Genomic DNA, 26,111 nt, shown 5'->3' on the forward strand with positions numbered 1-26,111 from the left:
AGAAAGCTTTGAAGAAAGCTACCATCAAAGCATTCTAGGATGTCAACCATGAGAGACGATCCGGTGGACCGGCTGATCGCGTCCTGGTGGCAGGAGCTGCCGGAGGTGCTCTATCCGAGCAGCGAGCTGGCGAAGCGGATCATGCTGCTGTCCGGCGAGCTCAACGAGGCGACCCGGCGGGTGCTGCGCGACCTCGGCCTGACGACGGCCGAGTTCGACGTGATCGTCTCGCTGCGGCGCGGTGGCACGCCGTTCCGGCAGAAGCCGTCGGACCTGAGCCGCAATCTGCTGCTGTCGTCCGGCGGCACCAGCAACGTGACGAATCAGTTGGTACGCCGTGGACTCGTCGTCCGCGAACCGGATCCCGACGACGGACGCGGGACGCAGATCCGGTTGACGCCGGCCGGGATCAGCCTTGCGGAGCAGGCCGTGAAGGCGAGCTCGGCCGCGCACCACAAGCTCTGGGCGGACCTCCCGGAGGAAGCCGTCGACCAGGCCGCGAAGGCGCTACGGGCGCTCTTCCGGCCGCAGGCATGACGAAGGGGCCGGTCCGTAGCGGATCCGGCCCCTTCGCTTCTCGTTGTTATCCGGCCTGGAAGAAGGCGCCTTTGAGGTAGTCGTGCACGGCGTCCTCCGACACCCGGAACGAACGACCCACCCGCACCGCGGGCAGCTCACCGGAATGCACCAACCGGTACACCGTCATCTTGGACACGCGCATGGCCGTGGCGACCTCCGCCACGGTCAGGAACTTCACCTCGGCGAGCGGCTGCTCACCACCGGACTTCTTTGATGCCATTGCGCACCGCACTTCCAGCACGGATCGTGCGCCGGCTTCCCCTCCGGCACCTCCGTCCGTGCATGCAACGAGCGTAGTGGCTGTTGGTACGAATGGGAAAGAGGGGGACTCCTGTGACTCAACCGGGACCCAACCGCTGACTCAGTAAGTCGGATGCTCAGTAGGTCGGATCAAGGCCTAGCAACGGGAAGCTGGCATCCCGGGTCGCCTTGATCGCGCGGTCGAGCCAGGTGCCCGGGTTGTAACCGGTCGACCAGTCGACGTACGACCCGTCCTGCCCATCGGTCATCCGCATCGGCGCAACCCGGCCGAACCGGATCTGGACCTCCTCGCGCCACCCCTCCGGCACCGGCGTCAGCGGGTCGATCGGGTTGCCCGCGACGATCGCCAGCAAGTGCGTCCAGGCCCGCGGTACGACGTCGATGATCGCGTACCCGCCACCGCCGGTAGCGATCCACTTCCCGTCGGCGACCTCGTGCGCGAGGTCGTGCAGAGCGGCGTACGCCGCCCGCTGACCGTCGATCGTCTTCGTCAGGTGGGCCAAGGGATCCTCGACATGCGAGTCACACCCGTGCTGCGTCACCAGGACGCTCGGCCGGAACGCCTTCACCACGTCCGGGACGACCGCATGGAAGGCCCGCAACCAGCCGGCGTCCCCCGTCCCGGGCGGCAGTGCGACGTTGACCGCCGTACCCTCGGCGCCCGGTCCGCCGGTCTCGCCGGCGCTCCCGGTGCCCGGGAAGAGTGTGGTCGGCGACTCGTGCAGGCTGACCGTGAGGACCCGCGGGTCGTCGTAGAACACGGTCTGTACGCCGTCCCCGTGGTGCACGTCCACGTCGACGTACGCGACCCGCTCGGCGCCGTGGTCGAGCAGCCACTGGATCGCGATCGCCGGGTCGTTGTACACGCAGAAACCGCTGGCCTGGTTGGGCATTGCGTGGTGCAGGCCGCCGGCGATGTTCGCGGCATGCAGTACGTCGCCCTCCCAGACCGCGCGGGCTGCTTCCACCGAGGCACCGACGATCTGCGCCGAGACCTCGTGCATTCGCGGGAAGCAGTAGGTGTCGGAGGTGCCGAGGCCGTGCATCGGATCGACGTCTTCGGGGTGCTCCCCCGCGTGCTTCACCGCGGCGACGTACTCCGCAGTGTGCACGGTCTCGAGCAGCGCATCGTCGGCTGTCGGAGCGGGCACGACCTTCAACTCGTCCAGTACGCCGAGCGCCCGCGCGAGTTTGATCGTCAGCTCCACCCGGATCGGACTCATCGGGTGCCCACGGCCGAAGTCGTACGCCGTCAATCCGTCGTCGAAGACCAGCATCGCCTCACCACTCATGCCCCGACGATAACTGTCAGGTCCGTGGCATGGGTTTCCCGAATCTTCTGTTCAGGCGGAAAGCGCCGCCGCCGGCGTGGAAGACGGTCATCAGGACGGCGCCCAGAACGCCGGCAACCGCGGCCGGCCAGGGATGGGCGGCGACGTGGGCCGGGACGATCAGGGCGCCGGCGATCACGAAGGCGACGAGGCCGCCGACCGCGTTCCTGGTCGGGGAGTTGCCGGTCAGATTCGGGTACTCGCGGGCGCTGATGCCCTGAACGAAGTGCGGGATGCCGTTGAACGCCATCAGCCCGGCCAGGAACGTCAGCAGGATCGCCTGGATCATCGAAACTCCTCATTCGGTCTACATGTGTTGACTGAACCGTAGACCGGGCCACGGCATTGAGTCAACATGCGTAGACTGAAGCCCATGGCGACCAGGGTGGAACAGCGGCAGCGGACCGAGGCGCGGATCCTGACCGCCGCACGGCAATTGTTCGGCGAGCACGGCTTCGACCGGACGACGATCCGCGCAATCGCCACGGCGGCGGGCAGCGACCCCGGGCTGGTGATGCGGTACTTCGGATCCAAGGAGAAGCTGTTCGCGCAGGCAGCCGCGATCCCCGCGGACGGGCCGATCGAGGGCACGCCGGAGCAGATCGCCGAGCTGCTCACCGCCGCACTGGCCGACAAACTGGCCGACGAGCCGACGGCTGCCCTCGCCGCGCTGCGGGCGATGTTCAGCCATCCCGAGGCCGCAGAAGACGTGCGCGCCGCGATGACATCGCAGCAGCGGCAGGTGGCAGCGCAGCTGCCCGGGGACGACGCCGTACTGCGGTCCGGGGTGATCGGCGCGCTGACGCTCGGGCTGGTGGTCAGTCGCCACCTGGTCCGGCTGGACGGATTGGACGCACCGCCGGAGGAGTTGATGGCAGTGGTCGGCCCGCTCATCGAGGAGCTGACGACGGGTGCGTGAAACAAAAGACGGGACGGCGCAACACCCCTCCCTGGTTGCGCCGGCCCGTCAGTGGTCCAACAGCCGATTCATCGGGGACGGACTGCAAAGCGTTACAGAATTTGCAGGTTCCTGCAGATCCAGGCGTGAGCCACGGTCGAATGGGGTCATTTCGGGGCATTTCCGGCCCGATTCCGGGGTGATTCGACTGCGGACAGTGAGATTCGGACTTGCGGGTGTCACGGAGCAGGCCGCAAAGTACCTTCCGTGAGGCAAATGAAACCCAATCGGCGGCAGATCTTCACGGTCGGAGCGGCTGCTGCCGCCACCGTGGCCGTCTCCACCCAGACCGCATCCGCCGTACCGGCGTCCACCTCTGCCACGTCCACCGGTCCGTACGGATCGGGCGTGCTCGGCTCCTGGGCGAACGGCACCCGGGCCATCTCGACCACCACGCAGATCCATCGCGTCCTCGAGACCGACGGCGTGTACATGTTCGGCGACAGCATCTCCGTCCAGGACGGGAAGTCGCTCGCGACCCGGCTGCTGGGCCGCGACGGCAGCCAGATGGCCGTGAACAACTGGTCCAGCCGGCCCACCTCCGGCGCCGTCGACGCGCTGCAGCAGTGGGCGGCGGCGTACGGCCTGCCGCGACGGATCCTGATGGCGAGCGGATCGAACGACATCTTCGACCCGCCGAAGTTCGCGGCCCAGCTCGACCGGGCGATGAGCATCGCCGGCCGGAACCGGACCGTGTACTGGGTCAACATCCAGGCCGTGCGCAAGAGTGTCGGCGCGACCATGCAGCTCGCCGACCAGCGCAACAGCTCGTGGCTCAACATGCAGATGTACGACGTGCAGGAGAAGTACCCGAACCTGCGGATCATCCGCTGGGCCGAGTGGCTCTGGGTCAAGCCGTACCGGTTGCTCAACTACCTGCGCGACGGCGTCCACCCGACCGTCCCGCTCGGGCAGGACGCCCGCAACGAGCTGATCGTCCAGGCGCTGACCGCGCGATGAGGTAGGCTCGGATCGTGAACACAAACTTGCAGCTGTGGTGGGCCGTCTAGGGCGGTCCATCCCAGCGTGTTCGCACGCAGCCACTGAGGCCGCCTCGCCGAGGCGGCCTTTTTCTTGCCCTCGGTGGGGCCCCACACACCGAAAGGGCACGATCATGACCTCGCTTTCCGGCATCACCCCGTCCGGCCGGCTGACGCTCGGCAACCACCTCGGCGCGCTCCGCCGGTTCACCGACCCGGACGGCTTCTACTTCGTCGCGAACCTGCACGCGATGACGACCAAGCACGATCCTCGAAGACTCGCCGCACTGACCCGCGAGTTCGCGACGCTGATGCTGGCCGCCGGTGTCCCCGAGGGCACGGTCTTCATCCAGTCCGACGTACCCACGCATGCCCAGCTCGCGTACCTGCTGGAGTGCACGTCGTACGTCGGGGAGCTGTCCCGGATGATCCAGTACAAGGAGAAGGGCAACCGCCCGATGACCCGGGCGTCGCTGTTCACGTATCCGTGCCTGATGGCCGCGGACATCCTGCTGTACGGCGCGGAGCGGGTCCCGGTCGGCGGCGACCAGGACCAGCATGTCGAGCTCGCGCGGGACGTCGCGATCCGCTTCAACCGCGAGTACGGCGAGACCTTCGTCGTACCGCAGCTGAACAAGGCGGCGCTGGCGACCCGGGTCAAGGACCTGGCCAACCCGGCCGCGAAGATGAGCAAGTCGGCCGCGGACGACGCGATCGGCACGATCCGGCTGCTCGACCCGCCGGACGTGATCCGCCGGCAGATCATGCGCGCGGTGACCGACTCGGAGAACGAGGTCCGGCACGACGAGGCGAACAAGCCGGGCGTGACCAACCTGCTCGACATCCTGGCCGCGTGCACCGACGGCGACCCGGTCGAGCTGGCGAAGTCCTACCCGTCGTACGGCGCTCTCAAGCAGGACGTGGCGGACGCCGTTCTCGCGGTGATCGACCCGCTGCAGAAGGAGTACGCGCGGCTCACGACCGACCCCGGCGCGATCAACGAACTGCTCGCGCAGGGCCGGGACCGGGCCCTCGAGGAGAGCACTCCCCGACTCCAGGCTGCGACCCGGGCGATGGGTTTGGCAGGATCGACCCCATGAAGATCCGCCCAGGTATTCGCGTGGCCACGTTCAACATCCGCAACTCCTCCGCACCGGACGGCGACAACGCCTGGCCGGTGCGGCGGAAAGCGGCAGTGGCGGCGATCGAGCACCTGGACGCGGACGTGGTCGGGCTGCAGGAAGTGCTGCCCGACCAGCTCGAGTACTTGCGCTGGCGGTTCCCGAAGTACGAGATCGTCGGCGCCGGCCGGGACGACGGGATGGGTGCCGGCGAGCACTCCGTCGTCCTGGTCCGGCACGGCGACTGGCGGATCGACCGGCACGAGACCCGATGGCTGTCCGACGATCCGGGTACGCCGGGATCGATCGGCTGGGACGCCGACCTGACCCGGATCGCGACGCTGGTCTGGCTGCGGCACCGCAACGGTACGACGGTCGGCGTCGTGAACACGCACTACGACCACGCGGGCGAGGTCGCACAACTGCAGTCGTCGCGGCTGATCGCCCGCTGGATCAACGGATCGCTGCCGTGGATCGTCATGGGTGACCTCAACGCCACCCCCGACTCCCCACCGGTCAAGTCCCTCGTCGAGTCCGGCCTGTCCCTCGCCGTACCGGCCGAGGCCGGCGGCAGCTGGCACAACTTCACCGGCGCCGTGGACGACGACCGCATCGATCACATCCTGGTGAATTCGGCCTGGGCTGTGACCGACGCGGCCGTTTCGCACTACCGACCGGACGGACGGGTTCCCAGCGACCACTGGCCCGTCGTCGCGACCCTAGATCTTCTGTAGCACTTCCTCGCGGAGTCGCTCGAGGGCGTCGAAGCGGCGGTTGCCGTCGCCGAGGAAGGAGTCCGGCACGAGCAGCTCGTCGATCCCGGCCGCCGGGTACTGCGCGACCACGTCGAGGACCTCCTGCGCCGACCCCATCACCACGTGCGCGCCGCGCTCCTCCAGCCTTTGTTTACGCTCGATCGCCTCGGTGTCCCCGGGCACGACGACCTCAAGGAAGGTCTGCGCCGACCGCCTCACCGTCTGCGGATCCCGCCCTGCTCGCTCGCAGTGCTGTGCGAACACGACGCCCTTCTGAGCGGCCAGCTCCGGCCGCCCCCAGTGGTTCCACTCGTCCGCATACCTGGCAACGATGCCTAGGGCAACCTTCTCGCCGGACGCGCCGATCAGGATCGGGAGCTGTGCGGGCTTGGGCTCACACGGCGCGTCGGCGAGCTGGTAGTACTTCCCGTCGACCGTGGTCCGATCCTGGGTCAGCAGACCCTTGATCACCTGGCACGCTTCCTCGAAACGCTTCAGGCGCGGGCCGATCGGCGGCAGTTCGATCCCGTACACCTCGTGCTCGTTGACCTGCCAGCCGGCGCCGATCCCGAGCACGAACCGCCCGTTCGCCATCTGGTCGATCGTCGCGGCCGCGTTCGCGACCACCGCCGGGTGCCGGTACGTGTTGCCGAGCACCATCGAGCCGACCCGCACCCGCGAGGTCCGGGCGACGATGCCGGCGATCAGGGCGAGACACTCGTTGACCGGCACGGTCAGGTCGTCGCCGTTCTGCATGAAATGGTCAGCTATCCAAACCCCGTGCCACCCGGTGCGTTCGGCGTACTCCGCTCCTTCGAGCACGTCCTGCCAGGTCCGTGAGGCCGCGGGCCACAATGAGAAGTCCATGCAGTCATCCTGCATCTTAGGATGCGGGAGACGCATCCTGAGCTGCTAGGACTGCTTCTCCGTTCTCTTCTGCCCACTCTGTGAGCATGCGGATCGGGCCCATCAGGGTGCGTCCCAGGTCGGTCAGGTCGTACTCGACGCGGGGCGGGACGCCGCCGTGATCCGTGCGGGTGACCAGGCCGTTCATCTGCATGCGGCGCAGAGTCTGGGTCAGCACCTTCTTCGAGATGCCGCCGATCAGGTCGACCAGCTCGGAGTGCCGGCGCGGGTGGTCGTTGAGGCCCCACAGCACGACGACGGCCCACTTGTCCGCGATCACCTCGACGGCCAATCGCGCTGGGCAGTCGGCCAGGAAGATGTCGCCGGGTTCCACTCCGTACACAGCGATCAGGGTACCCAGAGGTTCCCACGGCGGTGTCTAGCGTTCCATGTCATGAGCATTCTCCCGGCCAGCGCGCACCGGCTCTTCGAGGAGCCGAAGGACATCACGATCATCACCGTCGACCCGGACGGTTCGCCACAGGCCTCGCTGGTGTGGGCCGAACGCGACGGCGACGACATCCTGATCGGCATCCAGGCGCCGCACCGCAAGACCCGCAACCTGCTCCGGGATCCGCGGGTGACGCTGCTGATCCAGGACGACCAGGTCAGCCCGCGGGGCATCACGCAGTACCTCGTCATCCGGGGTACTGCGAAACTGACAGGTCCCGGGATTCCGGCGGAGTACAAGGAGCTGATGGATCGCGAGACCCAGCGCTACCTCGGGCTGCCCGAATTCCCTTTCGGCGAAGGCATCTGGGACACCGGCGTCGTCGCCCGCATCATCGTCGAGCGGATCAGCGGCGAAGGACCCTGGGCCCGCTAGCCACTACTTCTTCACGTCACCACTATCCCGCCGGGCCTAGGCAATTGGCGCACCTGCTTGAACAGCATGGGTTGACCCCTCAGATGGACGGTTGCGCACCGAGAATCTGGGTCTGCAAGCGGCCAGCTCCGGGGTTGACCCCTGAGACGGCGGGCTGGGGCGGGGCGGGGCTAGTTTGTCAGATGACGATGTGCCAGCGGAGCAGGAACGCGCCGATCGACAGCACGAGGTAGAGCAGGACGAGCAGCGCGCCGATGCCGGGACGCGGGCGGTGGCGGCGGACCGGGGTGCCGTCGGCCTGCTGACGGATCGCCTCCATCACGGCGCCGACCTCGGCGGTGCGGTCCTTGGGGATGCCGTTGATCTCGCTCTCGTCCTGGCCGCGGGTCAGCACGACGTTGTCGTCGCCGATCTCGATCGCGTCGACGTCCTGCCAGGCCAGGCTGCGGATCAGCATGCTGGTGCGGGCCTTCAGCGCCGTCTCGGTCAGCTCGACCCGGTACAGCACGACGCCGCCGGCGACGCGGACGACCGACGCGCCGATGATCGTCAGCAGACCGACCGCGAGCATGTCGCGGGCGCCCATCCACAGCCACGAGTTCAGCGCCGGCACCGCGATGAAGGGCAGCACGAACAGCGCCCACGCCCACCAGGGCGCCGGATCCAGCGGCACCCGCCACGGCAACTTGGGCACGTCAGCTTGCTGCGCGACCTCGTGTTGCTGCTGCGCAGGCGCGGTGTCCGGCTCGACCGAACCATTACCCATGGGCGGGACCATAGCGACTCAACCCTTGAACACGGAAGGAACTGCGGCGCCCAACCATAACGCCAGCAGAGCGAGAGGTGTTATTCGGCGGCGAGGTCGCGGGAACGGTTGCGGGCGGCCTCGATCGCGGACAGGAACGCGGCACGGACCTTGTGGTCCTCCAGTTCCCGTACGGCGGCGGCCGTCGTACCGCCCGGGGACGTCACGCGCTCCCGCAGTACCGTCGGGTGCTCGCCGGTCTCCCGCAGCAGCTTCGCCGAGCCGACCACGGTCTGCACGACGAGGTCGGTCGCCGTACTGCGCGGGAGGCCCATGTGGACGCCGGCCTCGATCATCGACTCGACCACGAAGAAGATGTACGCCGGGCCCGACCCGGAGATCGCGGTCACCGCGTCCTGCTGCTTCTCCGGCACCCGGACGACGCGACCGGTCGCGGCGAGCAGACTCTCGGCCAGCTCGAGGTGGCTCTCGTCGCAGTGCGCGCCACGGGAGATCGCGGCCATGCCCTCGTCGACCAGGGCGGGTGTGTTCGGCATGACGCGGACCACGGCGACCCCTTCGGGCAGCCGCGACTCGACGAACTTGGTGGTGATGCCGGCGGCCAGCGAGATCACGGTCTGGGTCGGCTGGACCGCCGGGGCGATCTCGGCGAGCAGATCAGGCATGTCCTGCGGCTTCACCACCAGGACCAGCGTGTCCGCCTGCTTCGCCGCGTCCAGGTTGGACACGACGTCGACGCCGTACCGCTCACGCAGCTCGGCGGCCCGCTCCTCCCGGCGCTCGGTGATCAGGAGGTCCTCCGGTCGCCGCCCGGCCCGAATCAGCCCGGACAACAACGTCTCCCCCATCACTCCGGCCCCGAGAACGGCCACCTTTGCACTCATGGTGCACAGGTTACTGCGGAGAGCTTGAGCTACTTCTTGCTGATCAAGGAGCGGGCGAAGAACTGCAGGTTGGCGGGGCGCTCGGCGAGGCGGCGGACCAGGTAGCCGTACCAGTCCTCGCCGTACGGGATGTAGATGCGGACGGTGTGCCCCAGACCGGCGAGGCGGAGCTGCTCCTCGGGGCGGATCCCGAACAGCATCTGGTACTCGAAGCTGCCCGGCCGGCGCTTCGCACGGTCCGCGAGCGCACCGGCGATCGAGATCAGCCGCGGGTCGTGCGAGGCGATCATCGGGTAGCCGGCGCCGTTCATCAGGACCTTCATCGCCCGGACGTACGCCTTGTCGACCTGGCGCTTCTCCTGGAACGCGACCGACTCCGGCTCCTTGTACGCGCCCTTGCAGAGGCGGACCCGGGAGCCGGCGTGGGCAAGGTCGCGGCAGTCGGCCTCGGTACGCCGCAGGTACGCCTGCAGGACCGCACCCGTCTCGGGGAAGTCCTGCCGCAGCTCGCGGAGGATGCCGAGCGTGGAGTCGGTGGTGGTGTGGTCCTCCATGTCGAGGGTCACCGTCGTGCCGGCGTTGCGGGCCGCGAGGCAGATGGTCCGGGCGTTCTCCAGCGCGATCTTCTCGCCGTCACCGGGCAGCGCCTGACCGACCGCGGACAGCTTGACCGAGACCTCGGCGTTCTTCGTCAGGCCGGCGGCGGCGAGCTGCTTGAGCAGGTCGAGGTACGCGTCCGCGGTCGCTTGCGCGGCGGCCAGGTCGGTGACGTCCTCGCCGAGGTGGTCGAGGGTGACGTTCAGCCCGTTGCTGACCAGCTTCTCGGTGGCCAGCACGGCCTCCGGAGCGGTCTCACCGGCGACGAACCGCGCCACGATGCCACTGGACACCGGAAGCGACGACACGGCCTTCTTGATCTGGGGGCTGCGGGACATGCCCAGCAGGACTCGCCGAAGCACTACGTGTTCCTCCTCATCAACCCACCCATCTGCCAGTGGTGTCAGCAGGTTACGCGCCTGAACCTGGCGCTCCCTAATCATGTGGCGGGGGCCACACCAGCGGGCCCACTGGTTCGTTCCTTGGTCCGATGGTCGCACCCCTGCCTGGGAGAGGATGCGCTCATGCCCATCTTCAAGCGTCGCCGCCGCAACGCCGTGGAGGCCGATCCGATCGGCGCGTTCTGGTCGTGGTGGTCCACCTCCGGCGCCACGGCCGTCGCGGACGCAGTCACCCGCCGGCAGCCGACCGACGTGAACGAAGAGCTGAACGAGCGGATCGCCCAGATCAGCCCCGACCTGGAGTGGGAGCTCGGCCCCGGACTGCACGCCGCGCACGTCCTGATCGTCACCGCCGCCGGGAACCCGGTCCAGCGCGCAGTCGCCCGGCGCTGGCTGCGCGCCGCCCCACCGTCCGACCAGACCTGGGAGTACGCCGACCTGCGCCGGCCCGGGCCCGCGGTGACGATCCAGTTCGACGGACTGCCCCCGGTCGCGACCGACGAGTCGGTGGTGTCGATCGAGCCCGATTCGGCGTCGGTCCATGTCGGCGTACACCATCCGGTGTTTGCGTCGCTGTCGGTGGACGCGCAGCGGCGGGTGACGTTCCTGATCCTCGACCTGGTGCTCGGCGAGGAGATGGTGGAAACGTGGGTCGGCGCGATCGACACGCTGCCGGCGCCGCCCGCGGACGCCGTACCGATCGATTCGCTGCTGCCTGCGGTGGCCGGGTTCGCTGCCGAGCACACACTCGAGGACGGCAGTCCCGCGTGGAAGATGCTCGAAGGTACGCGCGACGGGCAGCGGGTGATCGCGACCGCGGAGTACCCGCTGCGCTCGATCCGCCGGCCACACCTGGACACGCATGTGGCCGTCTCGATCTACTACCCGGTCGTCCGCGACGACGGCCTGCCCGAGTCCGAGATGCTCGACGAACTCCGAGCCTTCGAAGACCACCTCACCGACCGCCTCGGCGGCTCCGGCAACCTCCTCGCCCACGAAACCTCCGCTGGCGTCCGCATCCTGCACTACTACACCGACGGCACCACCCCCGCCGACGCCCAACTCCAAGCCGCCACCACCGGCTGGCCCCACGGCAAAGTAACCCTGACCACCAACCCCGACCCCGCCTGGCACAACGTCGGCCACCTGTCGGGGTAGGAGCTGACCACATTCGTTCGAATGGACCTCGGGTGGGTGCAACCTGGGGGTTCGGGGGTTCCGTCTTGAGGGGGAGATGGAGAGTGGAGGGGCGGATGGCGGAGCGGGATCGGGAGTTTGTCGAGTTCGTCGAGGGGGCTGGTGCCTCCTTGCGGCGGACGGCGTTTCTGGTGTCGGGGGATCGGCATCGGGCCGACGACATCGTTCAGGACGCGCTCTACAAGCTGTACCTAGCGTGGCCGAAGGTACGGCGGGTGGGGAATCCGCTCGCGTACGCCCGCCGGATGGTGGTCAACGCCGCGCACGACGGCGGGCGGCGACCGTGGCGGCGGGAGGTTGCGATTGCCGACGTACCGGATCGGGTTGATCACGTCGACTTCGCGGCCGGGTACGCCGATCGGGACGAAGTACTCGAGGCGCTGCGATCGCTCGGGCCGCGGCAGCGGGCGTGTGTGGTGCTGAGGTACTACGAGGACCTGTCCGTCGAGCAGACCGCGGAGGTCCTCGGTTGTTCGACGGGCACTGTGAAAAGCCAGGCGGCACGTGGTCTCGACACTCTCCGACGAGCCATCGACCGGCGGCGGACGAGCCGGGCGCTGTGAAGGAGGACGAGATGGAAGACGTACGTGAGGTCAGCGCCGAGCTCCGCCGGCTTGCCGAGACCGAGGCGCTGGACCACTTCGACACGACTCAGGTACTGGAACGCGGCCGTCGCGGCCTGCGCCGCCGGAAGCTCTTCGGCGTGGGCGGAGCGGTCGCCGGCATCGCCGCGATCGCGGTAGCCGCGAGCCTGCTGCCCAATCTGACCTCGGCGGACCAGCAGCCGGGCGTCGCGGGGCAGAAACAGAACTCGCTGTTCGAGCCGATTCCCGGCGTACCCCGCGGTGAGGCGGGCGCCGATCAGCGGATCACGAAGGAGGAGGCCACCCGCCGCTGCTCCCTGCGGTACCCCGACGAGAAGCGCCCGCTCCAAGGCCGCGACCCGGGGATCCGGTCCGGGCACTTGATGATGTACGACATCAAGATCGGTGAGAAGGAAGCGCAGTGCATCGTCCCGGGCGGGGACAAGCCCACGGCAGCGCTGATCGCAGCCGCGGCGAAGGATCCACTGCCGGCCAGCACCGCGGGCAAGCTGCGGAACTGCTCGGTGGTCGCCTGGGTCGACGTCACCGACTGGCAGGTGGTGGCATCCGACCAGTCGAAGGCACTCAAGCGGGCGGAGCTGATCGCGGTCTCCCCTTCCGGCCACAAGGTCCTCGACTGCGGACTGTCGTCGGACAAGGGATTCCCGGGTGTGCTCGAGAACAACACGTCGTTCGCAACCCTGACCAATCTCACCGGAAGTGATCCGGTGCTCGACCCGTCCGACAAGTCCGTCCGGACGGACATGTACGCCGGAGGCGGTGGCGGCGGGGGTTGCGACAACGGGATCTGCTCGACGTACGGGATGACCGGCTGGGGCCGGGTCAAGTCGACGGCCGCCACCACGGTCCGGCTGCGGATCGGATCCGGCCCGGTGTACAAGGTCCCGGTCGGACCGGGCGGCTGGTTCGCCTACACCTGGTCCACCAACTCGAAGTACAAGATCAAGGACCAGCCGAAGGTCGCGGCGTACGACAAGAACGGAAAGATCGTCAAGGTCTTCGAATGACGGGGCGGGAGGGGTGCGGGGCGGCACCCCTCCCGACTAAGCGGTACGCCGTTTGAGGGTGGCGGCACCCAGGCCGAGGGCGGCCAGGACGAAGGCGACCACGACCAGGGCGTCGCCGCCGGTGCCGGTGCCGAGACCGTTGCCCTTGGCAACTCCAAGGACGGCGTCGACCGCATAGGACAGGGGCAGTACGTCGCTGACCGCGCGCAGCACCGTTGGCAGTTGGTCGCGCGGAACGAGCAGCCCGCAGAGCAGGATCTGCGGGATCATCACGGCCGGCATCATCTGGACGGCCTGGAACTCGGTCGAGGCGAACGCGCTGGCGAACAGGCCCAGGGCCGCACCGAGGACGCCGTCCAGGACCGCGACCACGCCGAGCTGCCAGGCGGCGCCCTCGATGTTCAGATCCAAGAGGTACAAGGCGATCGAGACGACCACGATCGCCTGTACGACGGCGATCAGCGCGAACGCGAGCGCGTATCCGAGCAGGAAGTCGAGCTTGCCCATCGGCATCGTGAACAGCCGCGAGAGCGTGCCGCTCGACCGTTCCCGCAGCGTCGCGACGGACGTCACGACGAACATGATGATCGACGGGAAGACCGCCAGCAACGGTCCCCCGATCCGGTCGAACGTCCCCGGCGAGTCATGGAACATCCACCACATCAAGCTGACCAGCATGGCCGGCAGCACGATCAACATCGCCACCGTCCGGTGGTCCCGCCGCAACTGCGCCAGTACCCGGGCCGCAACCGCGAACGTCACCCGCGGGGTCATCGCGCACCAGCCTTCCGGTCGATCAGGGTGAGGAATGCCTGCTCGATGTCCGCCGTACCGGCCGCGGCGAGCAGGTTGTCGGGGGTGTCGTCGGCGAGCAGGTCGCCGTCGCGCATCAGCAGCAGCCGATCGCAGCGCGAGGCCTCGTCCATCACGTGACTCGAGACCAGCAGCGTCGCGCCGTCGTCGGCCAACTTGTGGAAGAGCTCCCAGAGATCGCGGCGTAGTACCGGGTCCAGTCCGACCGTTGGTTCGTCCAACACCAGCAGCTCAGGACTGCCGAGCAGCGCCGCAGCCAACGAAGCGCGGGAACGCTGACCGCCGGAGAGTCGATCGACGCGGGCATCCGCGTGGCTGGTCAGGTCGACGGCCTCGACCACCCGCTCCACATCGGACGACGCGACGCCAAGGACCGCCGCGAAGAAGCGGAGATTCTCCGTGACGGTCAGATCGCCGTACACGCTCGGCTCCTGGGTCACGTACCCGATCCGGCCGCGCAGTTTGGGCGCGCCCGCGGGCAACCCGAGCACGGACACGTCACCGGTCACCCGCGCCTGCAGACCGACGATCGCGCGGATCAGCGTCGTCTTGCCGCAGCCGGACGGCCCGAGCAGCCCGGTCACCGTCCCGGCCCGGAGGTCGAACCCGACCCCGTGCAGGACCTCCCGGTCGCCCCGGACCACGACGACGTCACGGCAGCTCACCGCGTTTTTCATCATATGATGAATTTAGCGGGTACGCCGATCCGTGGCAACAGCTCGTCAGATGACCGCGTACCCCGTGGCCTTGCTCAGCGCATCCAGCGACGGGTCGCCGTACCGGTCCCGTAGCGCGCCGAACCTCAGCACCTTGTCCGGGCCGAACCGCGCGACCTCCTCGGCGTACGTGTCACCGGAGACGAACACCGGCGGCGTCCGCTTGCTGTGGAACTTGTCGGCGTACAGGACCAGCTCCTCCTCGGGTGTCCGCGGCAGGTAGTCGTCGACCGGGATCGGCAGCGCCTGGCGGACCACGTCGTCGCGGGTGATCCCGACGCCGGTGTGGCACGACGCGAACCGGCAGATCTCGACCGGGAAGCCGAGCGACGCCAGCAGTTCGTGCCCGAGTACGCCGTGCCGAACGTACGCCGACGAGTCGAGCCGGTGGACGCCGATGTCGTGCAGCAAGGCGCCGGCCCGGACCAGATCGGTGTCGATGTCCAGTCCGGCGAAGAACTGCTCGGCGAGCGCACACACCAACCGGCAGTGCTCATACACGATCTCGAACGCGGCCCGATCCGGCGCGTAGGCCCGATGCAGTGCGCGGATCTCGCCGTCGGTCGGTACCTGCATCAGCCGGTCAGGTGCTGCTGGAGAACCGGTGCCAGCCGGTCGATCAGCGTCTCGATGTCGACCGACGCGATCGGCTCGAGCCCGACCAGGTAGCGAACGACTGCAACCCCGACCAGCTGGGTGGCGACGAGACCGACCCGCAGCTGCGCGTCGGGTACGTCGAGCATCTGCGACACCGGCCGGATGATCATCTGGGTGATGCCTTCCCGCATCATCCGGGCCACCTCGTCGCTGCTGACGACGCTGCGGAACAGCGCCTTCATCCGCTGCTGTCCGTCCGGCGACTCCCAGACGCCGAGGAACGCGGTCGCGATCCGCCGGCCGGTCTCCTCGCGCGGTCCGCCGACGATGTTCGCGGCGATCTGGCGAGGGTCGACCGGGATCGCCATCGCCTCGATGAACAGCTCTTCCTTGCTGTCGAAGTAGTGGTGCACCAACGCCGCGTCGACACCGGCCTGCCGCCCGATCGCGCGCATCGAGGTGGCCGCGAATCCCTTGTCCGCAAAGGATTCCCGGGCCGCCTGCATGATCTCTCCCCGGGTGTCCGGTCCGCCGGGGCGGCGTCCCGGCGTACGTCGGGAAGCGGTCATGGAGTCAGCTCCGAGATCTCCCCCTCCGGCGTGACCGCGAACGACGTACGGCGGGAGGTGGTCCGGACGAAGTGCTTGCGGGTGAACTCGAGCGACTCGACCAGGTCGACCTCGCGCTCGGAGCGGCTGGTCGCGCGGCGGGTGTTGATCTCGATGATGATGTGCCCGCGGAAGTCCTGGTTCGCCAGCTCGCCCAGCAGGTCCGCGGCGCGCTGGGTCCCACGGCCCGGCACCAGGTGCTCGTCCTTCGCGGATCCCGTCCCGTCGGTCAGGTGGACGTGGGTGAGGCTCTTGCCCATCGTCGCGGCCAGCTCGACGCAGTCCTGCTCCGCGGTCGATGCGTGCGACAGGTCGAGGGTGGTGTGCGCGTACTCCTGCTCGGTCGGGTCCCAGCTCGGCGCGTATGCCTGCAGGTCCCGACCGGGCGCCCGCCACGGATACATGTTCTCGACCGCGAGCGTCACGCCCGTTTCGGCCTCCAGCCGGGCGATCCCCTCGACGAACCCGCGCGCGTAGTCCCGCTGCCAGCGGAACGGCGGGTGCACGACGACCACGTCCGCACCGAGCTCCTTCGCGGCCTCGGCACTGCGCTCGAGCTTGCTCCACGGATCGGTCCCCCAGACCCGCTGCATGATCAGCAGCGTCGGCGCGTGCAGCGCCAGCACCGGGAGCTGGTGGTAGTCGACGAGTCGCTGGATCGCGTCGATCTGGGTGCTCAGCGGATCGATCCCGATCATCACCTCGACACCGTCGTACCCGAGACGGGCGGCGAGCTCGAAGCCGCTCGCGGTCGACTCGGGGTAGACGGAGGCGGTGGACAGACCGATCTTCGCGGTTGTGCGGGGATTCATCAGGTCACCGGGGTTGCAGCTGGTCGAGCCGGGACAAGATGACGCCCTCGCGGAGCGCCCACGGGCAGACCTCGAGTGCGGGCAGGTCGAACAGGTCCATCACGGCGTCCGCGACCAGCGCGCCGGCGACCAGCTGCGACGACCGGCCGGCCGAGACCCCGGGGAGCGCGGCACGCTCGGCGGCCGTCATCTTCGTCAGCTTCGGGATCCAGTTGTTCAGGTCGTCGCGGTTCAGGGTGCGCGGTACGTACGGTCCATCGGCCGACGGGGCCGCGCCGGAGATGCGGGCCAGTGAGCGGAACGTCTTGCTGGTCGCAACGGAACGCTGCGGCTTGCCGGCCCGCAGCACCGGACCTGCGACCGCCGCCATCTCCAGCCGGATCCGCCGCCGGAGCGCGCGGACCTGATCCTTGTCCGGCGGGTCCGCGGTCAGGTCCTCACGGGTCAACCGGCCGGCGCCGAGCTGGACCGAGACCGCCACGGTCGGCTGCTCGTCGGATCCGGCCGCGATCTCCAGCGACCCGCCGCCGATGTCGAACACCGCCAGCCGGCCGGACGACCAGCCGAACCATCGGCGGACCGCGAGGAACGTCAGCCGGGCCTCGTCCTCGCCGCTCAGCACTTCGAGGTGGACCCCGGTCTCGGACCGGACCCGGTCCAGCACCTTCTCGCCGTTCGGCGCCTCGCGCAGCGCGGACGTGGCGAACGCGAGCACCGACTCGCAGCCCTTGTCCTCGGCCAGCTCGACCGCTTCCTTGGTGAACGCGATCAGCCCGTCGGCCCCGGACTGGTCGATCTTGCCGTCCTTGTCGAGGTGCTCGGCCAGCCGCAGCTCGGTCTTGTGCGAGTACGCCGGCAGCGGGGCGGCACCGCGATGCGCGTCCACCACGAGCAGGTGGACGGTGTTTGATCCCACGTCGAGTACGCCGAGCCGCATCCCCCCACGCTACTGGACTACTGGAGTAACGGCGGGTCGGGAGTCACCGTTCACGCTTGGAGCACGAAGGCGCGTACGCTTTCTGAGTGCCTGAGGTTTCTCTCGATTTCCCCCGCGCCTGGGTCGAGTTCATCGATCCCGACGACCCCGACCAGGTCTTCCGCTGCGACATGACCTGGCTGACGTCCAACTGGTCCTGCATCTTCGGCGGTGGCTGCCAGGGGATCTACAAGGGCCGTCCCAACGACGGCTGCTGCACCCTGGGCGCGCACTTCTCCGACGCCGACGACGAGAAGCGGGTGAAGAAGTACGTCAAGGAGCTCGGCAAGGAGGACTGGCAGTTCCGCAAGGAAGGCCGGGCCAACGGCTGGGTCGAGACCGACGACGAGGGCGAGCGCAAGACCCGCGTCTGGGACGGCGCTTGCATCTTCCTGAACCGTCCAGGCTTCGAAGGCGGCGCCGGCTGCGCGCTGCACGGGCTGGCGCTGAAGCGTGACATCCACTTCGTCGAGACCAAGCCGGACGTCTGCTGGCAGCTCCCGATCCGGCGGACCTTCCGCGAGGTCGAGCGCCCGGACGGTACGTCGTACACGGAGGTCGGCATCGGTGAGTACGACCGGCGCGGCTGGGGACCGGGCGGACACGACCTGGACTGGTACTGCACCGGCAACACCGAGGCGCACATCAGCGTCGAGGCGGTCTTCGAGTCGAGCAAGGTCGAGCTGCAGACCCTGATGGGCGACAAGGCGTACGACGTCCTCGCCGACCTGTGCCGCCAGCACCTGGAGGCGGCGCGACCGCTGCTGCCGCACCCGGCGTCTAAGTAGCGATCTTGCCGTTGTCGACGAGCCAGCCGATCGCGTCCAGGGTGGCCTCGAGCGCGGAGTAGCGCGGCCGGAAGCCGAGCAGGCGGGCCGCTTTGTCCATCGAGCAGTTCGGACTGTGCTCGATGTGGTCCCTGGTGGCTGCCGCGTCCTGCTCCGAAACGGTCCGGCTCCACTCGTCCCAGGCCGCGAACGTCAGCCGGGCTTCCTGACCGAACCAGTCGGACACGGCCTCGGCGTACCCGCGCAGCGTGACCGCGTCGCTTGCGACCGCGTGAAAGCTTTCGCCGAGCGCCGTCGAACGGTTCGCGAGCGCGGCCAGGAAGACACCCGCCACATCGGCGGCGTGGACCGGGTTGAGCGTCTCCAGGCCGAAGTTCGGCAGCTGTACGCCGGAGCCTTGGGCAAGCTTGCCGAAGACGTCGATGTCGAAGTTGCCGGCGGGGTTGACCGGCGTCCAGCCAGGACCACAGATGTGACCCGGATGAACGATCGTGACCGGCAGTCCGTCGCGGCGCGCCTTGCCGAGCAGGTAGGTCTCGATCGCCGCCTTCTGTACGCCGTACTCGCCGAACGGCCGGCGCGGCGTGTCCTCGCGGGTCGGGACGACCACGCTCGGGCCGTGCACCCAGATCGTGCCGCAGTGCAGGAGGTGCTGGATCTTTCCTTCGACGGCCTCGGCGAGCTGCCGAGCGCTGTCCTCGGTGAAGCAGATGAGGTCGATCACCACGTCCGGGCTCAGCTCGGCGACCCGCTGCCCGAACGTCCCGGCAGCGTCCTCCGCGGCCCGGTCGACCGGGATCAGCTCGACCCGCTGCCAGGCTCCGTCCGAGTGGTACGGCGTCCGTTCGCCGCGACTGAGCACCGTGACCTGATGACCGAGGCGGACCAGCGCCGGGACCAGGTACGTGCCGATATGACCGGTGCCTCCGATAACGACCGTGCGCATGCTTCAGAGCCTAGGGCCTGTCCTGAGGACACACCCGGGGGCGGCAACTGTCGGTGGGTGAGGACACAATGGCTGGCATGCGTCTGGATCATCTGTCGTACGCGTGCGGGCCCGAGGGGTGCCGCGCTACCGTCGAGCGGTTGTCCACGCTGCTCGGAGCCGAGTTCGTCGACGGTGGGGTGCACCCGCGCTTCGGCACGGTGAACCACATCCTCCCGTTGGAGAACGACCGGTACATCGAGGTGGTCGACGTGCTCGACCACCCGGCCTCCGACAAGGCTCCGTTCGGTCAGGCGGTGCGCGCCCGCAAGGAGCTGGGCGGCGGCTGGCTCGGCTGGGTGGTGGCCGTCCGCGACATGGAGCGGATGGAGCAACGCCTCGGCCGGCAGGCGGTCCCCGGCAACCGGCACCGGCCCGACGGGGTGAACCTGACCTGGCGGCAGATCGGCGTGAGGGGTCTGATGGCCGACCCGCAGCTGCCGTTCTTCATCCACTGGGACGACCTCGGCGAGCACCCGTCGGTCGGCGCCAAGGGGGTCAAGCTGACCGCGCTCGAGATCGCGGGCGACCCGGTCCGCGTCACCGACTGGATCGGCCATCCGGCCGACCACCTGCTGAACGATCTCGACGTCGCCTGGGTGGGTCCGAACGGTCAGCCCGGCCTCAACGCCGCCGTGTTCGAGACTCCGAACGGCATCGTCCGGCTCTAGTGGATGTTCTCGAGGTCGGCCAGTGAGGTCTCGAGATGCCCCAGCATCCGTTGCAGGTGCGGGACGGTCCGGCGGTCGCCGATCAGGCCGAAGTGCAGCTGGTGGTCGTAGCTGGTGACGCTGATGTTCAGCGCCTGACCGTTCATCACGATGCTCGCCGGGTACATCCCGAGCAGCCGCGACCCGTTCCAGTACAGCGGGCTCTCGGCCGGGCCCGGCACGTTCGAGATGACCACGTTGTACGGCGGCGTCGTGCGGCCGGCCACGCCCGGGAGGACCGCGGCCGGGCCCGCGACACCGAAGCCGAGGGCGCCGACGATCAGGTTCTGCAGCGGGCTGAGCTCCGACAGCACGCCCTTGCCGTGGGCGGTCGAGGCCATGATCCGGCGGATCCGGCGCTCGGGGTCCGCCTGGTCGGTGGCCAGGTCGGCGATGAGCGTCGCCAGCGAGTTGCCGCCGCCCGGTGCGCCGTCGCGGTCGCGGAGTGAGACCGGGACCATCGCCGTCAACGCCTTGTCCGGCAGGGCGTTCAGCTCGAGCAGATAGTTGCGCAGGGCCCCTGAACACATCGCCAGCAGGGCGTCGTTCAGCGTCGCACCGGTGATCGCCCGGACCTTCTCCAGCCGCTCGATCGGCCAGGACTGCGCCGCGAACCGCCGAGCGCCGGTCACCGGCTGGTTGAAGATCGTCCTGGGCGCCTGGAACGGCATCGTCGAGTGCACCAGGCCCTTCAGCCCGGCCAGCGGAAGACCGGCCAGGCCGGCGACCGTCCTGACGGCGTCGACCGGCATCCGGGCGACGGACGGCAGCCATCCGGCACCGGCCGCGGCCGGCTCGGCGGACGGCGGGAGCGCGTAGGTCGCCGGCATGTCTGTCCGGGTGGGGTCGGTGGTGAGGGTGTCCTGCATCCAGCGGAGGGCGGTGACGCCGTCGATCATCGAGTGGTGGATCTTGCTGTAGATCGCGAACCGGCGGCCCTCGACGCCCTCGATCAGGTGCATCTCCCACAGCGGGCGGTGACGGTCCAGCAGCGTGCCGTGCAGGCGGCTGGTGAGCTCGAACAGTTCGCGGTACCGGCCGGGACGCGGCAGCGCGGACAGCCGGACGTGGTACTCGAGGTCGATCTCGTCGTCCTGCTCCCAGGACCAGTAGCCGAGGTCGACCGGCCGGTTCCGCACCCGGCGCATGAACAGCGGGTTCACCCACGGCGCTTCGACCATCTCGTGGTACAGCCGCGAGACGAAATCCCGCGAGCTCTCGGGAAAAACATGATCCCGCCCGGCCCCCTCGGGGAGCTCGAACAACATCAGCCCACCGACGTGCATCGGCTGCTCGCGAGTCTCGCCACCCAAGAACATCGCGTCCAGCGGCCCCACCACCGTCATGGGGCCTCCCGTCCTGGACTGAGGAGCGGAGGGAGCGAAGCGACCGGAGCGACGAGGGAAGGACGGGAGTTACAGCCCCATGGCCGCCGCGCCGGAGGCGTGGCATTCAATAGAGTCATGGCTCCTCCGCTCCCCGACCTGGCCTTCTGACGTTTCATCGTTGCCAGATAAGGCCGGGTCGTCTACCCCTGCTAACAGGGCTAACGGAGATTTAGTTATCCCCTCAGCTATCCAGGGGCCGGTAGTTGACACCGATCTTCTCGATCCGGGCCAGGTGCGGGCGGAGCCGGCCGAGGAACTCGTCGTACGAGACCTTCTCCGAACCCCAGGCGCGCTCGGCGAAGGCGGACAGCCGCGGTAGCAGCATGTAACCGACCTGCTCCGGACCCTCCATGTACTCGGTCCAGATCTGGCACTGGGTGCCGACGATCAGGGCCTTCTCCTCGTCGGTCAGCGACTCGGGAATCACCTCGAAGTCGTACACCTTCTCCAGCGGGATGAAGTTGCCGATGGCAAGCGGTTCGGTGGCCGGGTCGCCCTGGTAGTAGTCGAAGTACACCGACTCGCACGGCGCCATCACCGTCTCGTGGCCGGCCTTGACCGCGATCTCGCCGCGCTGGGCGCTCCGCCACGCCATGATCACGGCGTCGTCAGGGCAGTCGGTGTCGACCATCTCGTCCCAGCCGACCAGCCGCCGTCCCTGCTCGGCCAGCACCTCCGCGACCTGCGCGGTGAACCAGCCCTGCAGCTGCCCCGGCTCGTCGAGCCCCAGCTCGGCCTGCTTCTTCTGGGCCACCTCCGACTCGGCCCACTGGACCGACGGGCACTCGTCGCCACCGAGGTGCACGTATGGCGACGGGAAGATGTCCAGCACCTCGCGGAGCACGGTCTTCACGAACTCGACCGTCGCGTCGTTCACGTTCAGCACGTCGTCGCTGATCCCCCAGATCTGCCGGACCTTCAGCTGAGTGTCCGGGTTGTTGCCCAGCTCCGGGTAGGCCGTGATCGCGGCCTGCATGTGCCCCGGCAGGTCGATCTCCGGGACCACGGTGATCCCGCGCTCGGCGGCGTACGCGACGATCTCCCGCAGGTCGTCCTTGGTGTAGAACCCACCGTGCCGCGTGCCGTCGTACGTCCATTCCGACTCGTCCCGGCCGCGCATCTTGCCGATCAGCGTCTCGTCCCGCCACGCGCCGATCTCGGTGAGCTTCGGGTACGCCTCGATCTCGACCCGCCAGCCCTGGTCGTCGGTGAGGTGGAAGTGCAGCACGTTCAGCCGGTGCAGGGCGAGGACGTCGATGATCTTGAGGACGAACTCCTTCGGCATGAAGTGCCGGGCGACGTCGAGCATCATCCCGCGCCAGGCGAACCGCGGCGCGTCGGCGATCCGCACCGCCGGGACCGCGACCTTGCCGAACTCGTCGGTCCGCTCGGCGGCCTCGACCAGTTGCGCGTACGTCGTCTCCGCGTGCCGGAGCGCGTCCTCGGAGCCGGCCGTCAACCGGGCGCCGTCCGTGCTGACGTCGATGCGGTACTCGTTCGGGTCGAGGTTCTCGACCACGTCCCGGACGGCCTCGCCGAGCGGGTCGGCGGTGATCCACCGGCCCTCGTCGAGGGTGAGTTCTCGCGGGGCAGGGACGATCGCGATGTCGGACATCCGGACTCCAATGACGCGCGGGTCGATTTATGTCAGGACGATCCTATAAGCAGCTTCCTTGTCAGGATCATGAGAGGGTTTGCCCGTGACCAGCGAGCGCCAGCGGACGACCTTACGGGTGCTGGTCGTCAGCAACGCACTGGGTGGAGTCGCGACCGCCAGTGGATTCGCGGTAGCCGCCCTGCTGGCCGAGAACGTCTCCGGCTCCACCTCACTGGCCGGTCTGGTCGCCACCTCCACCACGCTGGGCGCCGCTGCCCTCGCCGTACCGCTGGCGGGCCTCGCTCGCTCCCGAGGTCGACGGGTCTCGCTGAGCCTCGGCTACCTGATCGCATTCGTCGGCGCCGCGCTCACGATCCTCGCTGCGCAGATCGGCTCGCTCGCCCTGCTGCTCGCAGCCGGCTGCCTCTTCGGCAGCGGCTCCGCCTCCAACCTGCAGTCGAGGTACGCCGCCACAGACGCCGCTGAGCCCAGCCGTATCGCCCGTTCGCTCGGACTGGTCGTCTGGGCCACCACGATCGGCGTGATCGTCGGACCGAACCTGACCGGGGTCGGCGGCTCGATCGGCTCGTCGCTCGGCATCCTGGCCCTGGCCGGTCCCTATGTCTTCTCGGTCGTCGCCTTCGGCCTCAGTGCGGCCACTGTCTGGGTGGGCATGCGCAGCCAGGTGCGACCGACGAAGGTGGAGCGCCAGCCGCTGGCCGACACGTTCCGGCAGGTCATCGCCATTCCGCACGCTCGCCTGGGGCTGCTGGCGATCGCTACCGCGCATGCGGTGATGGTCGGGGTCATGTCGATGACGTCAGTGCACCTGCGGCACCACGGCGCGTCCCTGACCATCGTCGGCTTCGTCATCAGCGGTCACGTCGCCGGCATGTACGCGCTGTCGCCAGTGACCGGGTGGCTGGCCGATCGGCTCGGCCGCATCCCCACGATCGGCATCGGCCTCGGCATCCTCGCGGTCGCGATGACGCTGGCCGCTCTCGCACCGGACGACGCCCATGCGCTGACCGGGCTCGCGCTGTTCACGCTGGGCCTCGGCTGGTCGGCCTGTCTGGTCGCTGGGTCGACTCTGCTGTCCCGATCGGTCCCGGACGGCATCCGTACCTCGGCTCAGGGCTTGTCCGACCTCACCATGGGCGTCCTGGCTTCCCTTTCAGGCACAGCTGCCGGTCCGGTCCTCGCCTACCTCGGCTTCCACTGGCTGGCGATCTTCTGCGGACTGCTCCTGATACCGGCTGCTCTGACCGCCGCGTTAACCAAGCAGCAGATGCAGCGTGCGTGAGCCCGGCCGGAAGCCGATGCTCTGGTAGAGCGCCCGCGCCTGCGGGTATCCGTCATCACCTCGCGGACAGACGACGGCCCTGGTGCCACCTGCTTCGCGCAGGGCGTGCAGTGCGGCCAGGTTGACCGCCGCACCGAGCCCACGCCGCCGGTACGCCGGGGCGCACCCAACCGGCTCGACCAGCCCGACCTGGTGGTCTTCGTCCAGCCAGATGAGTGCCGAGGCAACGAACTCTCCGGCCTCGTTCTCCACCACCCAGTCCAGCTCGGGCCGGTAGGGCCAGGTCGACATCACCGCGGCCATGTCGTCGTCGGTCACGTTCGACGGCCCCAGGTCGGACCAGGCTGCCCGGTGCGCGGCACCGCGCTTCGCCACCTCGTCCTGCCGCGCGTGCCGCAGCGTCAGCCCTTCGGGTACTACCGGTTCGGCCAGTGCGTCGAGCGAGATCCAGTGGTGGGTGTAGTACGACGCATCATCCTCACGCCGGAACCCGGCCGACTCCAGCGCAGCCAGCAGGTGCTTCTCGGTCTCCAGTACGCCGGCGGCCAACTTCGGCCCGTCTGCTGTCGCCTGGAACCACTCGACGACCGTAGCGGCGAGCTCCGGCCGCTCCGGGTCCACGGTCATCAGGAGATGGCCCGGCTGCGCCAGCCACCCCCAGGCCACCACGTCGTCGCCGTCACGCCAGACCGCAGTACGCCACCCCTCGGACGACCGGCGGGCGTTCACGCTGCGTTCCCAGGCGACGTCCCCGACGTGCAACCGGGACGCCGGACTCCAGGTCCGTCGGACGAGTTCCTGCATGTCGCTGAGGCCGTCACGGCCCGCGTACTCGGTCATCTGCACGGAGCGCAGCATCGCAGGGCGGGCAGCGCGACTCAACTGCATTAGGCTCGGGCGTCGTGAGCATCGCGGAGGGTGGGATCCCGAGTCCCAACATCTGGCACCACCCGAAGGTGTACGAGATCGAGAACCGGGCGGTGGACCCGGACGGCGTGATCGAGCCGGCCATGCGGGCGATCCGGGACTGGACCGGCGCGACGGTGCTCGACATCGGCTGCGGTACCGGATTCCACCTGCCCACGTTCGCCGCGACGGCGGGGCGAGTGATCGGCGTGGAGCCACACGGTGCACTCGCCGACGCCGCCCGGCGCCGCACGCAGACGTTGCCGAACGTCGAAGTACGACAGGGTACGGCGCAACGCCTGCCGGTGCCGGACTCGTCGATCGACGTGATGCATGCGCGCTGGGCGTACTTCTTCGGACCGGGCTGTGAACCCGGACTGGCCGAGCTGGACCGGGTGATGCACCACGGCGGGACCGCGTTCGTGATCGACAACGACGGCAGCCGGTCGACGTTCGGGCGCTGGTTCACCACCTCGTACCCGAAGATCAAGCCGGCCGAGGTGGACCGGTTCTGGACCGACCGCGGATGGCACCGGACGCCGCTGGACATGGGCTGGCGGTTCGAGAGCCGCGCGGACCTCGAGGCGGTGGTGAAGATCGAGTTCACGCCGCAGGATGCGAACCGGATCCTCGCCTCTCACGTCGGCTCCGAGGTCGACTACGCCATCAACCTGTGGAGCAAGACCTTCTAGCGACACTCCGTGGTCTACAGAGTGACCTCCGTGCTCATAGGGTTGA

Annotated in this window: 31 protein-coding genes; 13 read left to right on the plus strand and 18 right to left on the minus strand. The window is 68.7% G+C overall.

The window, feature by feature from the left end:
- The first annotated feature begins 48 nt into the window (after positions 1-48).
- Positions 49-537: a MarR family winged helix-turn-helix transcriptional regulator gene (locus OHA18_RS10610; protein WP_329003790.1), complete on the plus strand. Its 489-nt coding sequence runs from the start codon at positions 49-51 to the stop codon at positions 535-537.
- 46 nt (positions 538-583) lie between these two features.
- Here OHA18_RS10610 and OHA18_RS10615 read toward each other — a convergent pair whose 3' ends face one another.
- The 3 genes from OHA18_RS10615 to OHA18_RS10625 form a co-directional block, all read right to left on the minus strand.
- On the minus strand, positions 584-799 hold the full coding sequence (locus tag OHA18_RS10615) for a helix-turn-helix domain-containing protein (RefSeq protein ID WP_012923942.1): 216 nt from the start codon (positions 797-799) through the stop codon (positions 584-586).
- A 157-nt stretch (positions 800-956) separates the two neighbouring features.
- Positions 957-2,132: an acetoin utilization protein AcuC gene (locus OHA18_RS10620; protein ID WP_329003791.1), complete on the minus strand. Its 1,176-nt coding sequence runs from the start codon at positions 2,130-2,132 to the stop codon at positions 957-959.
- Between the two features lie 16 nt (positions 2,133-2,148).
- Positions 2,149-2,460, minus strand: a complete 312-nt coding sequence (locus OHA18_RS10625; RefSeq protein WP_329003792.1) for a hypothetical protein — start codon at positions 2,458-2,460, stop codon at positions 2,149-2,151.
- An 84-nt stretch (positions 2,461-2,544) separates the two neighbouring features.
- On the opposite strand from OHA18_RS10625, the gene OHA18_RS10630 reads away from it, so the two are divergent.
- From OHA18_RS10630 to OHA18_RS10645, 4 genes are all read left to right on the plus strand, one after another.
- The gene (locus OHA18_RS10630; RefSeq protein ID WP_329003793.1) at positions 2,545-3,090 is read left to right on the plus strand and encodes a TetR/AcrR family transcriptional regulator; all 546 of its coding nucleotides are present in this window, start codon (positions 2,545-2,547) and stop codon (positions 3,088-3,090) included.
- A 255-nt stretch (positions 3,091-3,345) separates the two neighbouring features.
- Positions 3,346-4,089, plus strand: a complete 744-nt coding sequence (locus OHA18_RS10635; protein WP_329003794.1) for a hypothetical protein — start codon at positions 3,346-3,348, stop codon at positions 4,087-4,089.
- A 154-nt stretch (positions 4,090-4,243) separates the two neighbouring features.
- On the plus strand, positions 4,244-5,209 hold the full coding sequence (trpS, locus tag OHA18_RS10640) for a tryptophan--tRNA ligase (protein WP_329003795.1): 966 nt from the start codon (positions 4,244-4,246) through the stop codon (positions 5,207-5,209).
- Positions 5,206-5,964 (plus strand): endonuclease/exonuclease/phosphatase family protein, encoded by a 759-nt coding sequence (locus OHA18_RS10645; protein WP_329003796.1) that lies wholly within the window; start codon positions 5,206-5,208, stop codon positions 5,962-5,964. Before trpS ends, OHA18_RS10645 begins: the two co-directional genes overlap by 4 nt.
- Here OHA18_RS10645 and OHA18_RS10650 read toward each other — a convergent pair.
- The gene (locus OHA18_RS10650; RefSeq protein WP_329003798.1) at positions 5,950-6,852 is read right to left on the minus strand and encodes a TIGR03560 family F420-dependent LLM class oxidoreductase; all 903 of its coding nucleotides are present in this window, start codon (positions 6,850-6,852) and stop codon (positions 5,950-5,952) included. The genes OHA18_RS10645 and OHA18_RS10650 overlap by 15 nt on opposite strands.
- A gap of 16 nt (positions 6,853-6,868) precedes the next feature.
- Positions 6,869-7,234 (minus strand): winged helix-turn-helix transcriptional regulator, encoded by a 366-nt coding sequence (locus OHA18_RS10655; protein WP_329003799.1) that lies wholly within the window; start codon positions 7,232-7,234, stop codon positions 6,869-6,871.
- Positions 7,235-7,285: 51 nt separating this feature from the next.
- Between OHA18_RS10655 and OHA18_RS10660 the strand changes: the two genes are divergently transcribed.
- Positions 7,286-7,717: a TIGR03618 family F420-dependent PPOX class oxidoreductase gene (locus OHA18_RS10660; RefSeq protein ID WP_329003800.1), complete on the plus strand. Its 432-nt coding sequence runs from the start codon at positions 7,286-7,288 to the stop codon at positions 7,715-7,717.
- 178 nt (positions 7,718-7,895) lie between these two features.
- Here OHA18_RS10660 and OHA18_RS10665 read toward each other — a convergent pair whose 3' ends face one another.
- The 3 genes from OHA18_RS10665 to OHA18_RS10675 form a co-directional block, all read right to left on the minus strand.
- Positions 7,896-8,483 carry a hypothetical protein gene (locus OHA18_RS10665; RefSeq protein WP_329003801.1) on the minus strand — a complete coding sequence of 196 codons (588 nt, stop codon included), beginning with the start codon at positions 8,481-8,483 and terminating at the stop codon, positions 7,896-7,898.
- A gap of 80 nt (positions 8,484-8,563) precedes the next feature.
- Positions 8,564-9,367: a pyrroline-5-carboxylate reductase gene (proC, locus tag OHA18_RS10670; RefSeq protein ID WP_329003802.1), complete on the minus strand. Its 804-nt coding sequence runs from the start codon at positions 9,365-9,367 to the stop codon at positions 8,564-8,566.
- Positions 9,368-9,396: 29 nt separating this feature from the next.
- The gene (locus OHA18_RS10675; protein ID WP_329003803.1) at positions 9,397-10,326 is read right to left on the minus strand and encodes a proline dehydrogenase family protein; all 930 of its coding nucleotides are present in this window, start codon (positions 10,324-10,326) and stop codon (positions 9,397-9,399) included.
- A 162-nt stretch (positions 10,327-10,488) separates the two neighbouring features.
- On the opposite strand from OHA18_RS10675, the gene OHA18_RS10680 reads away from it, so the two are divergent.
- The 3 genes from OHA18_RS10680 (at position 10,489) to OHA18_RS10690 (ending at position 13,174) form a co-directional block, all read left to right on the plus strand.
- The gene (locus tag OHA18_RS10680; protein ID WP_329003804.1) at positions 10,489-11,523 is read left to right on the plus strand and encodes a DUF695 domain-containing protein; all 1,035 of its coding nucleotides are present in this window, start codon (positions 10,489-10,491) and stop codon (positions 11,521-11,523) included.
- A 95-nt stretch (positions 11,524-11,618) separates the two neighbouring features.
- On the plus strand, positions 11,619-12,125 hold the full coding sequence (locus OHA18_RS10685) for a SigE family RNA polymerase sigma factor (RefSeq protein ID WP_329003805.1): 507 nt from the start codon (positions 11,619-11,621) through the stop codon (positions 12,123-12,125).
- A gap of 11 nt (positions 12,126-12,136) precedes the next feature.
- Positions 12,137-13,174, plus strand: coding sequence for a hypothetical protein (locus OHA18_RS10690; RefSeq protein ID WP_329003806.1), 1,038 nt, complete (start codon positions 12,137-12,139; stop codon positions 13,172-13,174).
- 36 nt (positions 13,175-13,210) lie between these two features.
- On the opposite strand, the gene OHA18_RS10695 is transcribed toward OHA18_RS10690, so the two are convergent.
- From OHA18_RS10695 to OHA18_RS10720, 6 genes are read right to left on the minus strand one after another with little or no spacing between them, the layout of a single operon-like run.
- A complete protein-coding gene (locus tag OHA18_RS10695; RefSeq protein ID WP_329003807.1) occupies positions 13,211-13,948 on the minus strand; it encodes an ABC transporter permease in 738 nt (245 codons plus the stop codon).
- Positions 13,945-14,667, minus strand: coding sequence for an ABC transporter ATP-binding protein (locus OHA18_RS10700; protein WP_329003808.1), 723 nt, complete (start codon positions 14,665-14,667; stop codon positions 13,945-13,947). The genes OHA18_RS10695 and OHA18_RS10700 overlap by 4 nt, the downstream gene beginning before the upstream one ends.
- Before the next feature lie 42 nt (positions 14,668-14,709).
- A complete protein-coding gene (locus tag OHA18_RS10705) occupies positions 14,710-15,279 on the minus strand; it encodes an HDIG domain-containing metalloprotein (RefSeq protein ID WP_329003809.1) in 570 nt (189 codons plus the stop codon).
- Positions 15,279-15,869 carry a TetR/AcrR family transcriptional regulator gene (locus tag OHA18_RS10710; protein WP_329003810.1) on the minus strand — a complete coding sequence of 197 codons (591 nt, stop codon included), beginning with the start codon at positions 15,867-15,869 and terminating at the stop codon, positions 15,279-15,281. The genes OHA18_RS10705 and OHA18_RS10710 overlap by 1 nt, the downstream gene beginning before the upstream one ends.
- Positions 15,866-16,720 carry a sugar phosphate isomerase/epimerase family protein gene (locus OHA18_RS10715; protein WP_329003811.1) on the minus strand — a complete coding sequence of 285 codons (855 nt, stop codon included), beginning with the start codon at positions 16,718-16,720 and terminating at the stop codon, positions 15,866-15,868. The genes OHA18_RS10710 and OHA18_RS10715 overlap by 4 nt, the downstream gene beginning before the upstream one ends.
- A 4-nt stretch (positions 16,721-16,724) precedes the next feature.
- Positions 16,725-17,657 (minus strand): Ppx/GppA phosphatase family protein, encoded by a 933-nt coding sequence (locus tag OHA18_RS10720; RefSeq protein ID WP_329003812.1) that lies wholly within the window; start codon positions 17,655-17,657, stop codon positions 16,725-16,727.
- An 86-nt stretch (positions 17,658-17,743) separates the two neighbouring features.
- Here OHA18_RS10720 and OHA18_RS10725 point away from each other — a divergent pair, with 86 nt between their 5' ends.
- Positions 17,744-18,484: a hypothetical protein gene (locus OHA18_RS10725; protein ID WP_329003813.1), complete on the plus strand. Its 741-nt coding sequence runs from the start codon at positions 17,744-17,746 to the stop codon at positions 18,482-18,484.
- Here the strand turns inward: OHA18_RS10725 and OHA18_RS10730 are convergent.
- Positions 18,477-19,430: an NAD-dependent epimerase/dehydratase family protein gene (locus tag OHA18_RS10730; protein WP_329003814.1), complete on the minus strand. Its 954-nt coding sequence runs from the start codon at positions 19,428-19,430 to the stop codon at positions 18,477-18,479. The two genes, OHA18_RS10725 and OHA18_RS10730, sit on opposite strands and share 8 nt — an antisense overlap.
- A gap of 77 nt (positions 19,431-19,507) precedes the next feature.
- Between OHA18_RS10730 and OHA18_RS10735 the strand changes: the two genes are divergently transcribed.
- Positions 19,508-20,140 (plus strand): VOC family protein, encoded by a 633-nt coding sequence (locus OHA18_RS10735; RefSeq protein WP_329003815.1) that lies wholly within the window; start codon positions 19,508-19,510, stop codon positions 20,138-20,140.
- On the opposite strand, the gene OHA18_RS10740 is transcribed toward OHA18_RS10735, so the two are convergent.
- A complete protein-coding gene (locus OHA18_RS10740; protein ID WP_329003816.1) occupies positions 20,137-21,525 on the minus strand; it encodes a WS/DGAT/MGAT family O-acyltransferase in 1,389 nt (462 codons plus the stop codon). The genes OHA18_RS10735 and OHA18_RS10740 overlap by 4 nt on opposite strands.
- A gap of 223 nt (positions 21,526-21,748) precedes the next feature.
- Entirely contained in the window at positions 21,749-23,182 is a 1,434-nt protein-coding gene (locus OHA18_RS10745) for a beta-N-acetylhexosaminidase (protein ID WP_329003817.1), read from the minus strand.
- A gap of 85 nt (positions 23,183-23,267) precedes the next feature.
- Between OHA18_RS10745 and OHA18_RS10750 the strand changes: the two genes are divergently transcribed.
- Entirely contained in the window at positions 23,268-24,467 is a 1,200-nt protein-coding gene (locus tag OHA18_RS10750) for an MFS transporter (RefSeq protein WP_329003818.1), read from the plus strand.
- On the opposite strand, the gene OHA18_RS10755 is transcribed toward OHA18_RS10750, so the two are convergent.
- On the minus strand, positions 24,438-25,307 hold the full coding sequence (locus tag OHA18_RS10755; protein ID WP_329003819.1) for a GNAT family N-acetyltransferase: 870 nt from the start codon (positions 25,305-25,307) through the stop codon (positions 24,438-24,440). The genes OHA18_RS10750 and OHA18_RS10755 overlap by 30 nt on opposite strands.
- Before the next feature lie 62 nt (positions 25,308-25,369).
- Between OHA18_RS10755 and OHA18_RS10760 the strand changes: the two genes are divergently transcribed.
- Complete coding sequence (locus OHA18_RS10760; RefSeq protein ID WP_329003820.1) at positions 25,370-26,065, plus strand: class I SAM-dependent methyltransferase; 696 nt, start codon at positions 25,370-25,372, stop codon at positions 26,063-26,065.
- The last annotated feature ends 46 nt before the right edge of the window (positions 26,066-26,111 follow it).

The sequence above is a fragment of the Kribbella sp. NBC_00709 genome (assembly GCF_036226565.1).
In the GTDB taxonomy this organism is placed as follows: Bacteria; Actinomycetota; Actinomycetes; order Propionibacteriales; family Kribbellaceae; genus Kribbella.

Excerpts from the sequence above, each read along its gene's own strand:
- OHA18_RS10610 (WP_329003790.1), top strand. The coding sequence starts at position 49 with ATGAGAGACGATCCGGTGGACCGGCTGATCGCGTCCTGGTGGCAGGAG.
- OHA18_RS10615 (WP_012923942.1), bottom strand. The coding sequence starts at position 799 with ATGGCATCAAAGAAGTCCGGTGGTGAGCAGCCGCTCGCCGAGGTGAAG.
- OHA18_RS10620 (WP_329003791.1), bottom strand. The coding sequence starts at position 2,132 with ATGAGTGGTGAGGCGATGCTGGTCTTCGACGACGGATTGACGGCGTAC.
- OHA18_RS10625 (WP_329003792.1), bottom strand. The coding sequence starts at position 2,460 with ATGATCCAGGCGATCCTGCTGACGTTCCTGGCCGGGCTGATGGCGTTC.
- OHA18_RS10630 (WP_329003793.1), top strand. The coding sequence starts at position 2,545 with ATGGCGACCAGGGTGGAACAGCGGCAGCGGACCGAGGCGCGGATCCTG.
- OHA18_RS10635 (WP_329003794.1), top strand. The coding sequence starts at position 3,346 with ATGAAACCCAATCGGCGGCAGATCTTCACGGTCGGAGCGGCTGCTGCC.
- trpS (WP_329003795.1), top strand. The coding sequence starts at position 4,244 with ATGACCTCGCTTTCCGGCATCACCCCGTCCGGCCGGCTGACGCTCGGC.
- OHA18_RS10645 (WP_329003796.1), top strand. The coding sequence starts at position 5,206 with ATGAAGATCCGCCCAGGTATTCGCGTGGCCACGTTCAACATCCGCAAC.
- OHA18_RS10650 (WP_329003798.1), bottom strand. The coding sequence starts at position 6,852 with ATGGACTTCTCATTGTGGCCCGCGGCCTCACGGACCTGGCAGGACGTG.
- OHA18_RS10660 (WP_329003800.1), top strand. The coding sequence starts at position 7,286 with ATGAGCATTCTCCCGGCCAGCGCGCACCGGCTCTTCGAGGAGCCGAAG.
- OHA18_RS10665 (WP_329003801.1), bottom strand. The coding sequence starts at position 8,483 with ATGGGTAATGGTTCGGTCGAGCCGGACACCGCGCCTGCGCAGCAGCAA.
- proC (WP_329003802.1), bottom strand. The coding sequence starts at position 9,367 with ATGAGTGCAAAGGTGGCCGTTCTCGGGGCCGGAGTGATGGGGGAGACG.
- OHA18_RS10680 (WP_329003804.1), top strand. The coding sequence starts at position 10,489 with ATGCCCATCTTCAAGCGTCGCCGCCGCAACGCCGTGGAGGCCGATCCG.
- OHA18_RS10685 (WP_329003805.1), top strand. The coding sequence starts at position 11,619 with ATGGCGGAGCGGGATCGGGAGTTTGTCGAGTTCGTCGAGGGGGCTGGT.
- OHA18_RS10690 (WP_329003806.1), top strand. The coding sequence starts at position 12,137 with ATGGAAGACGTACGTGAGGTCAGCGCCGAGCTCCGCCGGCTTGCCGAG.
- OHA18_RS10695 (WP_329003807.1), bottom strand. The coding sequence starts at position 13,948 with ATGACCCCGCGGGTGACGTTCGCGGTTGCGGCCCGGGTACTGGCGCAG.
- OHA18_RS10700 (WP_329003808.1), bottom strand. The coding sequence starts at position 14,667 with ATGATGAAAAACGCGGTGAGCTGCCGTGACGTCGTCGTGGTCCGGGGC.
- OHA18_RS10705 (WP_329003809.1), bottom strand. The coding sequence starts at position 15,279 with ATGCAGGTACCGACCGACGGCGAGATCCGCGCACTGCATCGGGCCTAC.
- OHA18_RS10710 (WP_329003810.1), bottom strand. The coding sequence starts at position 15,869 with ATGACCGCTTCCCGACGTACGCCGGGACGCCGCCCCGGCGGACCGGAC.
- OHA18_RS10715 (WP_329003811.1), bottom strand. The coding sequence starts at position 16,720 with ATGAATCCCCGCACAACCGCGAAGATCGGTCTGTCCACCGCCTCCGTC.
- OHA18_RS10720 (WP_329003812.1), bottom strand. The coding sequence starts at position 17,657 with ATGCGGCTCGGCGTACTCGACGTGGGATCAAACACCGTCCACCTGCTC.
- OHA18_RS10730 (WP_329003814.1), bottom strand. The coding sequence starts at position 19,430 with ATGCGCACGGTCGTTATCGGAGGCACCGGTCATATCGGCACGTACCTG.
- OHA18_RS10735 (WP_329003815.1), top strand. The coding sequence starts at position 19,508 with ATGCGTCTGGATCATCTGTCGTACGCGTGCGGGCCCGAGGGGTGCCGC.
- OHA18_RS10740 (WP_329003816.1), bottom strand. The coding sequence starts at position 21,525 with ATGACGGTGGTGGGGCCGCTGGACGCGATGTTCTTGGGTGGCGAGACT.
- OHA18_RS10745 (WP_329003817.1), bottom strand. The coding sequence starts at position 23,182 with ATGTCCGACATCGCGATCGTCCCTGCCCCGCGAGAACTCACCCTCGAC.
- OHA18_RS10755 (WP_329003819.1), bottom strand. The coding sequence starts at position 25,307 with ATGACCGAGTACGCGGGCCGTGACGGCCTCAGCGACATGCAGGAACTC.